We start from the raw sequence: 13,173 nt of genomic DNA, 5'->3' as shown, positions 1-13,173 counted from the left end.
AGCACGACCGAGCCGCGTGAACCGCCAGGCATAAGCCCAGCGTTGGTCGGAAAGCTTAGCTGGCGCGAGACTTGCTGTTGGAGAAAGATCTGACCGAAGGCGCCATTTTCCCGCCATTTGCCTGGTCGACCATCCAAGGGTTTCCTTCATGACCACACGCTTCTCCTGTACCGGCTGCGGCAAGTGCTGTTCCGATCACCATGTGCCCCTGACCTTGACGGAAGCTATCGACTGGGTTCGGCGCAAGGGCGAGCTCATCGTCCTGGTGGAGGCCTTCCTCGATGCCGGGCCGGGGATTTCGCCACAGCAGCGCCCGCATGCCGAGCGCCGCTCGCTGCCCGTGCGCTGTGGCGCCGCCCAGGCCTACCTGGCGATCACCTTCGCCGGCTACAACGTCGGACCCTGCATTCACCTGGATAATGAGCAGCGTTGTTCCATCTATGAGCAGCGGCCGCTGGTCTGTCGGATCTATCCGTTCGAAATCAACCCGCACCTGCCGTTGCGGCCGGAGTCCAAGGATTGTCCGCCCCAGGCCTGGCAGGCAGGCCCCGCGCTCATTCATGGCGGCCAGCTACTGGATGCGGGCCTCGCCGAACTGATCGAGAGGTCCCGGCAGGCCGACCGTGACGAAATCGCCAGCAAGGTCGCCATCTGCGCCCTGCTGGGCATTCGGACCACCGCCCTCAAGGGAGACGGCTTCGCCACCTATCGACCGCAGGCCGACGCTTTCCTGGCGGCGGCGGAGCAGGTTCTTGGCGGGACGGCACCGACGCCGGATGTCGGCTGGGAGCTGCACCTCTCCCACGCGCAACTGGCCGAGCAATTGCGGGTAACCGGGGCGTTGATCAGCGCGGCCCTGGACGAAACCTGTGCCTTCGTCGCCCTGACCGCAGCCTGATCCGGACGTCCAGCTCCAGGGGACACCATGCATCGGCTGACGACGGGCCAAGCGAGCGTCAGGTAGTATGATGTCATTTTGACACTAAATAATTGGCGCCCGGGTCATTCGATGGTCTACCAGACGCATATCCGCCAGATGCTGCACCTGCCCAACGTATTGGCGCAATGCACCGGCATCCTGGGCTGGTTGATCAGTTCGCTGGTCAATCCCTTCCTGGTCGATGGCGTAGCGCTGGCGGGCTGGCTGGCTTTCGCGGGCATGGTGGGCTCGTGCCTGGCGATGGCCACCGCTCGGCGTTTCGTGCTGTGGCGGCTGTTCGCCCTGGTGTTCGTGCTGTTCGAGGCCCTGGCCTTTCGCTACCAGATTCTCGGCATGGGCGGGGCCGGTCACGACTGGATGATACCCATGGCCATCGTCATCACCCTGGGCTCGACGATCCTCTTTTCCCATGTGCTCGACTACGGCATCGCCGCCGCTGCGGTCTGGCTGCTGCTGTTCCATGGTGCGATGGACGTCGTCAGGGAGGTGGCCCTGCCGCTGTTCCTGGTGATGCTCGGGGCGAGCCTGGCGCTGGGCCTGCTGCTCAACGCCACCTTCGTCCGCATCGTCGCCAGTACCCTGGAGCTCAAGGAGCGTTATCGCCTGCAGGCGGAAACCGATGCCCTGACGAGCATCAGCAATCGTCGCGCGCTCATGCTCGACCTGGAGCAGGTCTGCCGGGAGGGCTCGTCCTCCTGCTACTTCGCCATGCTCGACATCGACGACTTCAAGCGGATCAACGACAGATTCGGCCATGACGTGGGCGATGAGGTACTCAAGGAGATGGCCAGCATCCTGAACCGGCATTTTCCCGGCGGACGCTTCGGCCGCCTGGGCGGTGAGGAATTCGGGGTACTGCTCGAGACCGACGATGAACGGCTACTGGCGCAGCAGCTGCAGGCGCTGCTGGACGACATCCGCGGCAATACCCGCACCGGCACCTGCTTTTCCTTCAGCGCCGGCGTGGCGCGCCTGGTCCCGGGCTATCAGCCGTCGGATCTGCTCAAGCAGGCCGATGGCGAGCTCTACCAGGCCAAGCGTGCCGGCAAGGACCGGGTGCATTACCGCGGTGGGATGATCTGCGGCTAGGCGTCGGCCGCGTCCAGTGGCGGGTGGGTGCGGTTGCGCCCTAGGTGCTTGGCCCGGTAGAGGGCGGCGTCGGCACTGGCCAACAGCTCGGCCGGTAGCGGCGGCTGGGGTTCGCCGGGGCGCTGGACGGCGAAGCCGAGGCTGACGGTGATGCGGCCGAAGGGACTGGTGGCATGGGGCACCTCCAGCATCTGCAGGCGCTCCTGGACCGTATGGGCCACCCGCTGGGCGCCGGCCGCATCACAGTTGGGCAGCAGCAGGGCCATTTCCTCGCCGCCGTAGCGCACCGCCAGATCGCCCGGGCGGCGCGCCGCCGAGGCCACGACCCCTGCCACCGCCTGCAGGCAGCGATCGCCCGCCGGATGGCCATAATGGTCGTTGTAGGCCTTGAAGTGATCGATGTCGATCATCAGCAGGCTCAGCGGCTGGTGGTTGCGCTGCGCCCGCGCCAGCTCCACCGGCAGCAGGGTATCGAACTGCCGCCGATTGCCCAGTCCGGTCAGGCTGTCCTTGAGCGTCAGGAGGTGCAGGTCGTCGTGGGCCTGGCGCAAGGCCGCCTCGCTGCGCAGGCTGGCGCGGATTTCCCGCAGCAGGCTGAAGCCGAAGATCAGCATCCCGACGATGATGATGCCCACCACGATCACCGAGCGCAGCATGTCCTGCCGCCAGCTGGCGAGGATGTCGCTCTTGGAGATACCGGCCAGGGCCACCAGTGGATAGCCTTCCAGGCGCTGGAAGGCGTAGAGCCGTTCCTGCCCGTCGATCAGGGCGCGCACCAGCGCCGTGCCGTTGGCCGCCTGGGTCACGTACTGGCGAAACAGCTCGCCGTCGGCGAGGGTGGTACCGATGTGCTGCGGGTCGTAGGGACGGCGCACCATGAGGGTCCCGTCATCCAGGGCCAGGCTGATGGCGCCACGGGCGTCCAGGCGGAAGCGGGCGTAGTAGTCGATGAAATACTGCAGCCGGATGGTGGCGAGCAGCACGCCGGCGAAGCGGCCCTCCTTGTCTTCCAGGCGCCGCGAGACGGGAATGATGAGTTCGTGGGTGCTGCGGCTTTCGATCACCGCGCCGACATGCAACTGGTCTTCGCGATGCTGCCGATGAAACTGGAAGTACTCGCGGTCGGCGTTGCTGGCCTGGGGAGGCGTGCTGCTCTTGTCGGTCACCCGCCAGCTGCCATCGCGATCGTAGATGAACAACCCGTGCAGCTGCGGCAGCAGGGCGGCCTGGCGCGCCAGCAGGCGGTGGACGCGCGGGCGATCCAGCTCGTCGAGCGGCTGGTCTTCCAGGCGATCGCGGATGCTGACCAGCAGCGAGTCGGCTTCCTTGATCGCATCGTCGGCATGCTGGGCGGCCGCCAGCGCGATGTTGCCGACGTCGCTGCGGGCGCTGGCGAAGGCGTTCTGGTAGTTGCGCCAGACCTGCCAGGACTCCAGTGCCAGGATCACCGCCACCGCGCCTATGAGCAAGAGCAGGGCCAGGCGCTGGGCGGCCCGGTTGCGCTGGGGGGTGACGGTGCCGTCGACCATGGTGGGGCGGATTCCTCGGTTCGCTGGGCAGGGACCGCACGCTGGCCACGGGGCACTGGGTGCGGGAAAAGTCCGACGATTCTACAGTTTCGTCGGAATCTTGCGCGGCTGACGAATTCTCCCGCTGCGGCTGCGGTCTTTAGCGAAACAGCCGTCCCCCTGGGATGGCGCCCCAGCCAACGCCGACCGGGAGGTCACAGATGTCGCAGATCGCCGAACAGATCGTCGAAGATGCCATGCAGCGCATCGAGCAGAACGAGCGGCAGCATGCCGCCGAGCCAGTGCGCAATTTTTCCCTGACCCTGACCGACCCCGCGGAAATCCGCGTCGGCGCGGAGATCTACTTTCTCTTCGAGCAGCGTCTCAAGGGTTTCTATCCCGATGCCCGCGTGGTGGTGCGTGGCCATGCCGCGGAGGGCTACAACATCACCGCCCAGGTCGAGTGGCGCCGCTCGGCCTGACCGCCGCGCCCGCAACTGCCCCTAGGTGCGGGCGAGTTTCACCAGCTGCCGGGCCAGCAACGGCCCGGTCAGCACCACCCCGATCAGGCGCAACGCCTGCATCGCCAGCACCAGGCCGACATCGGCGTGGGCGTCCACTGCGATGATGGCCATGGAATCCAGTCCACCCGGGCTGGTAGCCAGGTAGGCGGTGAGGAAATCCACGTGCATCAGCCGCGCCATCAGCAGCGCCGACAGGGCGCATAGGGCGATCAGCAGCAAGGAGGCGAAGATCATCTTCGGCAAGGCGCGCCAGACATAGCTGACCGTGGCCCGATCGAACCGCAATCCAACGTAGCAGCCCATGGCGCCATAGGCCACGGCGAGCAGGACGTGGGGCAGGGTGATGTCCAGCCAGCCGTTGAGTTGCAGCAGGGTGCCCAGGGCGATAGGCACGAGCAGCGCGCCGGCGGGAAACAGGCGCCCACCCAGCCAACTGCCGGCGAGGGCTACCGCCAGCGTCAGCAACAGGTTGAACGCGAAGTGTCCGTTCAAGCTGATCTCCGTCGCCTGGTGCCCGGTCCCGCTGCCTTCGGCGCCGAGCAGGCGCCCGACCAGCGCACTGATCAGCACCACGCAGACCACCCGCACGTACTGCATGGTGGCGACGATGCGGGGATCGGCGCCGTATTCCTCGGCCATGGCCACCATGGCGGCCGCGGCGCCCGGCGTGGTGCCCCAGGCGGCGGTGCTGCCGGGCAGGCCGCCGAAGCGGACCAGCAGGGCGCCGGTGAGCAGGCTGAGCAGGACGGTCAGGACGGTCGCCAGCAGCATCACCGGCCAATGTTCGGCCACGGTCAGCAGCACCGCCGCGGTCATGGCATGGGCGATCAGGCAACCCACCACGCCCTGGCCGGACTGGAACAGGCGTCGGGGCAGGCGGATGCTGGCGCCGCCGACGCCAAAGGCGATGGCTGTGAGCATGGGACCGAGAAAGAGCGCGGCGGGCACCTGCAGCCAGCTCAGCACGCCGCCGACCAGGGCGGAGCAGAGGATCAGGGCGAGCCATTGCAACAGCGGTGAATAGGGCGCAGGGGTAGCGGGGGCGGACAAGACGGTCTCCGAGCGACGAGGGACCGGTGAGGCGTACCGACCCCAGGGCCGGCGCGGGCCGGCCCTGGGGCGATTATACGACGTTCGTGACTTTCGATGGCCTTTCGGTCAGGGAAAAAACCACTTGCTAGCGCACCAGATGCAGGAATTGCAGATGGCGTTCGTACTGGTCGAGCATGTCGTTGAGGATCTGCTCGCGGTTGTAGCCCACCAGGTCATAGTCCTGGCTACCCTCGGTCAGGTGCACCTCGGCGCGGTAGTAGCGGCGGTTCTTCAGGTGCAGGCCGCCCATGCCGGCGCGAGCGAAGGAGGGGGTGAAATAGCCTTGCATGATCACCTGGTAGACGAAGGGATGCTCTTCGCCATGGCCGATGATCAGTTGCAGGTTGGCATTGGTGGCGTCGAACTGGGTGTCCACCACCAGGCCCTTCTCGCGGAACACCTCGACCATCTCTTCCATCGCCGGCCGCACGGTGCTGTCCATGAAGCGATACACCTCGTCCCGCGAGGGGAAGTACACCGCCTGGGCCAGGCGCTGGCGCCAGCCGCCATGGCGCGCCTTGCCATTGGTCGCCACCGGGGCGAGGGAGTGCAGCCGCGCCCGCTGGCGCTGGGTTTCCAGGTGCAGCGCCTTGTGCAGGCCCCACATCATCAACAGCACCACCACCGAGAAGGGCAGCGAGGTCAGCACCACCGCCGACTTCAGTGCATCCATGCTGCCGGCGAACAGCAGGCCGCCGGTGACCACCGCCACGGCGGCGCCCCAGAACACCCGCAGCCACTTGGGACCGTCCTCGTCCGCCTCGCCACCGGTGGACGACAGGGTGGAGAGCACCACGGTGCCCGAATCGGCCGAGGTGACGAAGAAGACGAAGCTCACCAGCACGGCCACGCTGATCACCACGCGGCTGGCCGGATAGGTCTCCAGCACCTGGTAGAAGGCCATGGCCGGATCGGTGAGGGCGGTCTGCGCCAGGCCATTCATGCCCTGGCCGAGGACCAGTTCCAGGGCGCTGTTGCCGAAGATCGACAGCCAGGCCAGGGTGAAGCCCAGCGGGATGAACAGCACGCCAAAGACGAATTCACGGATGGTGCGGCCGCGCGAGATGCGCGCGATGAACAGCCCGACGAAGGGTGCCCAGGCGATCCACCAGGCCCAGTAGAACACCGTCCAGCCGCCCAGCCAGTCGGAGGGCTCGTCGTAGGCATAGAGATCGAAGCTCTTGCCCGGCAGCGCCGCGAGGTAGTCGCCGATGTTCTGGATCAGGGTGTTGAGCAGGTGCTGGGTGGGACCGGCGAACAGCACGAACAGCAGCAGGGCGACGGCCAGCACCATGTTGATGTCGGACATGATGCGCACGCCCTTGTCGACGCCGGAGACGGCCACGGCGATGGCCGCGCCCATCATCAGCACGATGAGGATCAGTTGCACCCAATGGCTGTGGCTGATGCCGAACAGGTAGTCGAGCCCGGCATTGAGGTGCAGCACGCCGAATCCCAGGTCGGCGCCCAGGCCGAAGATGGTGGCGATGATGCCGAAGGCGTCCACGGCGTGGCCGATGGGCCCGTTGATGCGCTTGCCGATCAGCGGATAGAGCGCTGAGCGCAGGGCCAGCGGCAGGTTGTGTCTATAGGCGAAGTAGGCCAGCGCCATGGCCACCAGGGCGAACACGCCCCAGCCGTGCAGCCCCCAGTGCAGGAAGAGGATCTGCATCGCCTGGCGGGCGGCGGCCGGCGTGCCCCCTTCACCGGTCGGCGGCTGGGCGAAGTGGGTCAGGGGTTCGGAGACGCAAAAGAAGAACAGGGTGATGCTGATGCCGGCGGCGAACAGCATACCGGCCCAGGACAGGTAGCTGAATTCGGGTTGGTCGTGGTCGGCACCGAGCTTGATCTTGCCGTAGCCGGACAGGGCGGTGACCACCACGAACACCAGATAGAGCGTCATGGCCAGCAGGTAGTACCAGCCGACGGTATTGGCAGCCCAGGTCTGGGCCTGCAGCAACCAGGCGCCCGCCTGGTCGGGGCGACTGATGACGATCAGGGAAAACAGCAGGATCACCGCGGCCGCGCAATAGAAGGCGGGGGGATTCAGCCGTACGGTGCCGGATGAGGGCGTCGCACTCATGAGGACTCCTTGCGAGCTGACGAAAAGAGGAAATTCTTTTTTTATTGATCGTTCGATTAAAAAAGAATACCACAGGCGACCCCTGAGGTGAACGCTTCGAGTGGGCGAGGGCTGGAAAGTTGCCGTCCAGAGGGTTTGCTCGTGCCGGTGGTCGACTTTCGTCGCGCGCAGGCCAGACGGTCAGAACCGCGACCTTCCGGCAAAGTCTGTTGGGTATGAATCAGGCATCTTCTCCACTCGGCTCCTATCGACCTCTGCTCCTTTTGGTAGAGGACGAGCCGTTGCTGCGAGAATTGGCCACCGAAGCCCTGGAGTCCTTGGTTGACCTGCAGGTGGTGGCGGTGTCGACCGCCGATGCGGCCCTGAGCTACCTGGAGCAGACCGGCGCCCGGATCGACGTGCTCTTCACCGATGTCCGCATGCCGGGACGCCTGGACGGCGAGGCGCTGGCGCAACTGGTCGCCCAGCGCTGGCCGCACATCCCGGTCATCCTCACCTCGGGCGACCGCCTGGCAGTGCCTCGCGGAGCCGGGCGTACCCGCTTCATGCCCAAACCCTGGCATATCGACGACATGGCCAATTGTGTCAACGAGGCGCTGGGGCAGAGTCGGGTGGCGTGAGTCTTCGTCCGCAGGCCCCGCTCTTTTGACCTCCGATCCATTGGGTGTTGGGCCTTATCGAACGAGACGTCAGCCTGTGCCTTTATTTATCTGCACAGGGACGCTGCATGAACAAACGGATCCCGGTACTGCTTTTCGTTGCCCTTGGCCTTGTCATGACCGAACACGCTGATGCGTTGGTCTTGGACAAGGCGAAGCAGGTCCCTGCGCTGTCTAACCCGCGAGGAGGGCGCATTCCAACGCCTTTCGCCGATACGGTCAGTCAGGCCAACGCCTGGCAGGAAGCCTGAGGGCATTCGGGCAGTAGTCGGCGCTCGTCCAGTAGGCGTAGCTATTCCAACTCATCTTCCATATCTGACGATTGCTCCTGCAGTGGCGGCAATGTCTGTATCGGGCCTCGCGGCGGGCGTTACTGCATTACCGCCGGTGGCAACAAAAGATACGGGCGCTAACACCGAGGCCTACGGGCGAACGAAGCCCGACGAGGCAGGGTTACGATCCACTCCGCCTCGTTGGGCTTCGAAGATGGTGCCGCCTCAGCCCAACCTACCTTTGCTGTTCGCTACGGCTGCCACTGCGGAACCTTGCCGCTGGGTCGGCGGTTCAGGAAGAAGGCCGCGCAGATCAGCGTCGTAGCCTGGAAAACGGCATGGCCTTTTCCACGAGTAGCTTCGTAGCACGCGGTACCCTCTCCCCAACCCTCTCCCAGAGGGAGAGGGGGCGGTTCGAGCAGATGTTCGGCTTTATCCATCTGGATCCGTCTGGGCAGGATCACGATTGGCTATCGGGTCGTCATCCGTTGGAGCGGCCGCATCGCCGGTCCGCCACGGCCGCGATGTGGGTCAGGTTACGGCTGCCACTGCGGATCCTTGCCGCTGAGGCGGCGGTCGAGGAAGAAGGCCGCGCTGATCAGCGCCAGGTGCGAGAGCGCCTGGGGCACGTTGCCCAGGGGGTAGCCGCGCTTGTCCAGTTCTTCCGCGTAGAGCCCCAGGGGGTTGGCGTAGCCGAGCAGTTTCTCGAACTCCAGGTGCGCCTCGTCCACCCGCCCGGCGCGGGCCAGGCATTCGACGTACCAGAAGGAGCAGGCGACGAAGGCGCCTTCTTCACCGTCGAGGTTGTCCGCCGGGGTGTCCGCAGGGTCATAGCGGCGGATCATGCCGTCGTAGGTCAGGTGCTCCTTGATGGCGTCGAGGGTCGCCAGCCACTGGGGGTCGGTGGCGCTGACGAAGCGCACCAGCGGCATCAGCAGCATGGCCGCATCCAGGCTCTTGCCCTGGCGGGTGGCGGTGAAGTGACCCAGTTCGGGGTTCCAGAAGTTGTCCCAGATGTCCTCCTGGATGGCCGAGCGCGCCGCGTACCAGCGCTCATAGGGCATCGGTAGCGAACGCTTGACCGCCAGGCGCAGCGCCCGGTCGATGGCCACCCAGCACATCAGCCGCGAGTGCAGGAAGTGCTCAGGCTCGCCGCGCATTTCCCAGATACCGGCATCCGGGGTGTCCCAGACCTCGCAGACGTGGTCGATCATCCGCACTACGTGGCGCCAACCCCCGTGGGAAATGGCTTCGCCATACTTGTTGGACAGGTAGACGGCGTCCATCAGCTCGCCGTAGATGTCCAGCTGGGTCTGCTTGTAGGCCTCGTTGCCGATCCGTACCGGACTGGAGTCGGCATAGCCGGCGAGATGGTCGAGGGTCTCCTCGGGCAGATCCAGGCCGCCGTCGAGGCGATACATGATCTGCAGCCGCTCCGGCTCGTTATGGCTGTTCTTCATGCAGCGGCCGACCCAGTGGATGAAGTCCTTGGCTTCGGCGGTATAGCCCAGGCGCATGAAGGCGTAGACGGTGAAGGAGGAATCGCGGATCCAGGAGGCGCGATAGTCCCAGTTGCGCTCCCCGCCCAGGGCTTCGGGCAAGCTGAAGGTCGCGGCCGCGGCGATGGAACCGTGCTTGCAGGAGGTCAGCAGCTTCAGCGCCAGGGCGGAGCGGGTGACCATCTCGCGCCAGCGGCCCTGGTAGTGGCTCTGGGCGGTCCAGCGGGTCCAGTAGGCCAGGGTCTCCTGGAAGCAGAGATCGCTGTCGCCGGCCGTCACGTGCTCGTCCTCGGCGCAGCCGAAGACGAAGTCCAGGGTATCGCCCTGCTGCAGGTCGAATTCGGCATGGGCGGCATTGCCTTCCACCTCCAGCGGCACCGGAGAAGCCAGGCGCAGGCTGGGCTGACCCTCGGCTTCGAACAGGGCGCCGTCGTCCAGCCGCCGGGCGCGGGTGGTGGCCCGGGCATAGTCGTGGGCCGGTGCGCAATGCAGGCGGATACGGCCACTCCCGGCGACCATCTGGACCCGGCGGACGATACGGGGCTTGGTGTCCTCGCTGCTGCATACCGGCATCAGGTCGGTGACCTCGGCGACGCCCGCCGCCGACAGCCAGCGGGTTTGCAGGATGTTGGTGTCCGGCAGGTAGAGCTGTTGCTCACGGGCGTCGTCCCAGAGCGGTGCCAGGCTGAAATAACCGGCCTTTTCCGAGTCCAGCAGGGCGGCGAACACCGAGGGGCTGTCCAGGTTCGGCCAGCAGAAGTGATCGATGGTGCCGTCGGTGGCGACCAGGGCGCAGGTGCGCAGGTCACCGATGACACCGTGGGCGCCGATGCTGCGGCGGGCGTGCACCGAGGTCGAATCAGCCATTGTCTTCGAACCCCGGATAGAGACACATGCCGCCGTCGACGAAGAGGGTGGTCCCGACGATGTAGTCGGCCAGGTCGCTGGCGAGGAAGACCGCCGCGTTGCCGATGTCTTCCACATGGCCGACGCGCTTGTAGGGAATCAGCTTGAGCAGTTCGCGGGCCTTGGTCTCGTCGCCGGTGACGTCCTCGTTGATGGCGGTGGCGATGGCGCCCGGGGCGATGCTGTTGATGCGGATGCCCTCGGCCGCCACCTCCTGGGCCAGGCTGCGCATGAGCATGTAGATCCCGCCCTTGGAGGCGGCGTAGTTGACATGGCCGGCCCAGGGGATGACCTCGTGCACCGAGCTCATGTGGATGATCTTGCCCAGGGCGCGGGAGATCTTGTCATCGCGGCCCTGCTGGCGGAACTGGCGGATGGCCGCCTGGGCGCAGAGGAACTGGCCGGTGAGGTTGGTGTTGATGACGGTGTTCCAGTCCTTGAGGGACATCTCGGCGACCGCGGCGTCCTTCTGCAGGCCGGAGTTGGCCACCAGGATATCCAGTCGGCCGAAGGCCTCCAGGGTGCGCTCGAACATGGCCTGCACCGCGGCCTCGTCGCCGACGTCACCACCCACGGCGATGGCGCGGCCACCGGCGTCCTGGACGCGCTTGGCCAGTTCCTCGGCCGGTTCGGCATGGGAGTGGTAGTTGATGGCGACGGCGGCCCCGGCCTTGGCCAGGGCTTCGGCGACGGCGGCACCGATACCGGAACTGCCGCCGGTGACCAGGGCGACCTGGCCGTTGAGGGAAAGCTGCATGTCGGACTCCTCGCGGAAGCGGAAAAGGTGTCTGACTGCTGACCGCCGCGCTCGGCTCTAGGTTCAGCCTGAGCGCGTTGCCGGATGTTCAGGCGCTGGCGGTGCGGAACAGGCTCATGCGGCGCTCCAGGTCCTCGGCCAGTTCCGCCAGTTGGCGGCTGGCGCCAGCGATCTGCTGCGACCCGCTGGCGGTTTCCAGGGTGGCGGCATGGATGCGGTTGATGTTCTCGTTGACCTCCTCGGCCACGGCGCTCTGCTGGGCCGCGGCGGTGGCGATCTGGCTGTTCATGGCGTTGACCGAGCCGACGTCGGCCTGGATGGCGGCCAGGGCCTCGACCGCCCGCTGGGTCAGGGCAGCGGTTTCATGGGCCTGGTCGCGGCTTTCCTCCATCTGCGCCGAGGCGCGGCTGGCTCCTTCCTGGAGGGTGGCGATCATGCCGCGGATCTCGCGGGTCGAGGCCTGGGTGCGGGTAGCCAGGTTGCGGACCTCGTCGGCGACCACCGCGAATCCACGGCCCTGCTCGCCGGCCCGCGCGGCCTCGATGGCGGCATTCAGCGCCAGCAGGTTGGTCTGCTCGGCGATGCCGTTGATGACGGCGACGATGTTCTCGATGCTGGCACTGTCGCTGGACACCTGCTGGACCGTGACGCTGGCCTGTTCCAGCGCCTGCACCAGGTGGCCGATGGCCTGGCCGGAGCTGGCCACCAGGCGGTTGCCGCTATCGACCTGGGCACTGGCATTTCCCGTGGCTTGGGCCGCCTGGGCGGCATAGCCGGCGACCTCGCCGATGGTGGCCGCCAGTTCGGTGACCGCCGCGGCCATGTGCTGGGCCTGGTTGGATTGCACATCGGTCTGCCGCTGGTTGGCCTGAGCAGTGCTCTGCAACTGGGCCGCGGCCGCGGCGACCGAGGTGGCGGTGCTGCGGACCTGGACGATGGTCTCGCCCAGGTGTGCGGTGGCGCTGCCCAGGGTGCCCATGACGCTCGCCGGATGGCGCGTGGCGGGGCGCTCGTCCAGGCGACCCTCCGCCAGCCGGCGGATGGCGGCGGCCACGGCATGGGGTTCACCACCCAGGGTGGCGCCCATCTGGCGAATGATCAGCAGGGAGACGGTCACGCTCAGCAGCAGGGCGATGGCGCAGGTCACCAGCATCAGCCAGCGGAAGCCGCCGGCGATGGCCCGGACGTCGGCGAGATGGCCGCTGGCGATGGCTTCCTCGTGGTCGATCAGGGCATTGATGCGCTTGAGCCATTCGACGTAGGCCGGCGAAACGCGCTCGAGCAGGAATACCCGGGCGCCTTCGAGATCACCGGCCTGGCGCAGCTGCAGCAGGCGATCGGTCAGCGGCAGGGCGGTGCCCTCGATGTCCTTGATGGCGGCGAGCAGGCGCTGTTCCTCGGCGGTAGCGCCCTGGCTGGCGAACAGCTGGTCCATCGGCTCGGCGGACTGGCGATAGAAGGCCTTGAGCCGGTCGATGTCGGCCAGGCGAGTGGCCAGCGGCGAGGCGTCATGGATCAATACCGCATCGCGAATGGCGATGGCACGATCATGGACGCTGCCGCGGAAGTTGATGGCATAGCGCTGCTTGAGGCTGGCGCCCTGGCTGACCGAGGTCAGGGTGTCGTCGATGACGCCGACGCGTTGGACACCCACCAGGGTGATCAGCAGCATCAACACCAGGATCAGGCCGAAGCCCAGGCCCAGGCGGGCGGCCATGGAAAGGGGAGTACGCATGTGAACCTCGAAACGCAAATACGATGTGATACAGATCACATTTTGCGCTTAAGGTTTGCGCGATAAGCTTTACTTTAGGCCAAGCGGTCATCCCTTGGGCATGAATGGC

At 66.3% G+C, this 13,173-nt stretch carries 10 protein-coding genes and 2 pseudogenes; 5 read left to right on the top strand and 7 right to left on the bottom strand.

The window, feature by feature from the left end:
• The first annotated feature begins 148 nt into the window (after window positions 1-148).
• Entirely contained in the window at window positions 149-898 is a 750-nt protein-coding gene (locus ACYJP6_RS06610) for a YkgJ family cysteine cluster protein (protein WP_459474243.1), read from the top strand.
• A gap of 111 nt (window positions 899-1,009) precedes the next feature.
• Window positions 1,010-2,029, top strand: a complete 1,020-nt coding sequence (locus ACYJP6_RS06605; protein ID WP_459474242.1) for a GGDEF domain-containing protein — start codon at window positions 1,010-1,012, stop codon at window positions 2,027-2,029.
• On the opposite strand, the gene ACYJP6_RS06600 is transcribed toward ACYJP6_RS06605, so the two are convergent.
• On the bottom strand, window positions 2,026-3,558 hold the full coding sequence (locus ACYJP6_RS06600) for a GGDEF domain-containing protein (protein WP_459474241.1): 1,533 nt from the start codon (window positions 3,556-3,558) through the stop codon (window positions 2,026-2,028). The genes ACYJP6_RS06605 and ACYJP6_RS06600 overlap by 4 nt on opposite strands.
• 200 nt (window positions 3,559-3,758) lie before the next feature.
• On the opposite strand from ACYJP6_RS06600, the gene ACYJP6_RS06595 reads away from it, so the two are divergent.
• Window positions 3,759-4,019, top strand: a complete 261-nt coding sequence (locus ACYJP6_RS06595) for a hypothetical protein (protein WP_459474240.1) — start codon at window positions 3,759-3,761, stop codon at window positions 4,017-4,019.
• A gap of 21 nt (window positions 4,020-4,040) precedes the next feature.
• Here the strand turns inward: ACYJP6_RS06595 and ACYJP6_RS06590 are convergent, their stop codons facing one another.
• Together ACYJP6_RS06590 and betT are read right to left on the bottom strand one after the other, a co-directional pair.
• Window positions 4,041-5,111 carry an AbrB family transcriptional regulator gene (locus ACYJP6_RS06590; protein ID WP_459474239.1) on the bottom strand — a complete coding sequence of 357 codons (1,071 nt, stop codon included), beginning with the start codon at window positions 5,109-5,111 and terminating at the stop codon, window positions 4,041-4,043.
• A gap of 127 nt (window positions 5,112-5,238) precedes the next feature.
• Window positions 5,239-7,203, bottom strand: coding sequence for a choline BCCT transporter BetT (betT, locus tag ACYJP6_RS06585; protein WP_459474294.1), 1,965 nt, complete (start codon window positions 7,201-7,203; stop codon window positions 5,239-5,241).
• A 248-nt stretch (window positions 7,204-7,451) separates the two neighbouring features.
• Between betT and ACYJP6_RS06580 the strand changes: the two genes are divergently transcribed.
• Window positions 7,452-7,856 (top strand): response regulator, encoded by a 405-nt coding sequence (locus ACYJP6_RS06580; protein WP_459474238.1) that lies wholly within the window; start codon window positions 7,452-7,454, stop codon window positions 7,854-7,856.
• A 107-nt stretch (window positions 7,857-7,963) separates the two neighbouring features.
• The gene (locus tag ACYJP6_RS06575; protein WP_459474237.1) at window positions 7,964-8,146 is read left to right on the top strand and encodes a hypothetical protein; all 183 of its coding nucleotides are present in this window, start codon (window positions 7,964-7,966) and stop codon (window positions 8,144-8,146) included.
• Window positions 8,147-8,703: 557 nt separating this feature from the next.
• Here the strand turns inward: ACYJP6_RS06575 and ACYJP6_RS06570 are convergent.
• The 4 genes and pseudogenes from ACYJP6_RS06570 to ACYJP6_RS06555 all read right to left on the bottom strand — a co-directional run.
• A complete protein-coding gene (locus ACYJP6_RS06570) occupies window positions 8,704-10,533 on the bottom strand; it encodes a glycoside hydrolase family 15 protein (protein WP_459474236.1) in 1,830 nt (609 codons plus the stop codon).
• The gene (locus ACYJP6_RS06565) at window positions 10,526-11,329 is read right to left on the bottom strand and encodes a glucose 1-dehydrogenase (protein WP_459474235.1); all 804 of its coding nucleotides are present in this window, start codon (window positions 11,327-11,329) and stop codon (window positions 10,526-10,528) included. The genes ACYJP6_RS06570 and ACYJP6_RS06565 overlap by 8 nt, the downstream gene beginning before the upstream one ends.
• Before the next feature lie 88 nt (window positions 11,330-11,417).
• A pseudogene (locus ACYJP6_RS06560) lies at window positions 11,418-11,942 on the bottom strand (methyl-accepting chemotaxis protein); the annotation flags it as partial.
• 600 nt (window positions 11,943-12,542) lie between these two features.
• Window positions 12,543-13,046 (bottom strand): annotated as a pseudogene (locus ACYJP6_RS06555) (MCP four helix bundle domain-containing protein); the annotation flags it as partial.
• Window positions 13,047-13,173 lie beyond the last annotated feature (127 nt).

The sequence above is a fragment of the Pseudomonas sp. No.117 genome (genome assembly GCF_054558395.1).
Note: the sequence above shows the minus strand (reverse complement) of the source record. Positions and strands in the feature narration are given on the sequence as shown.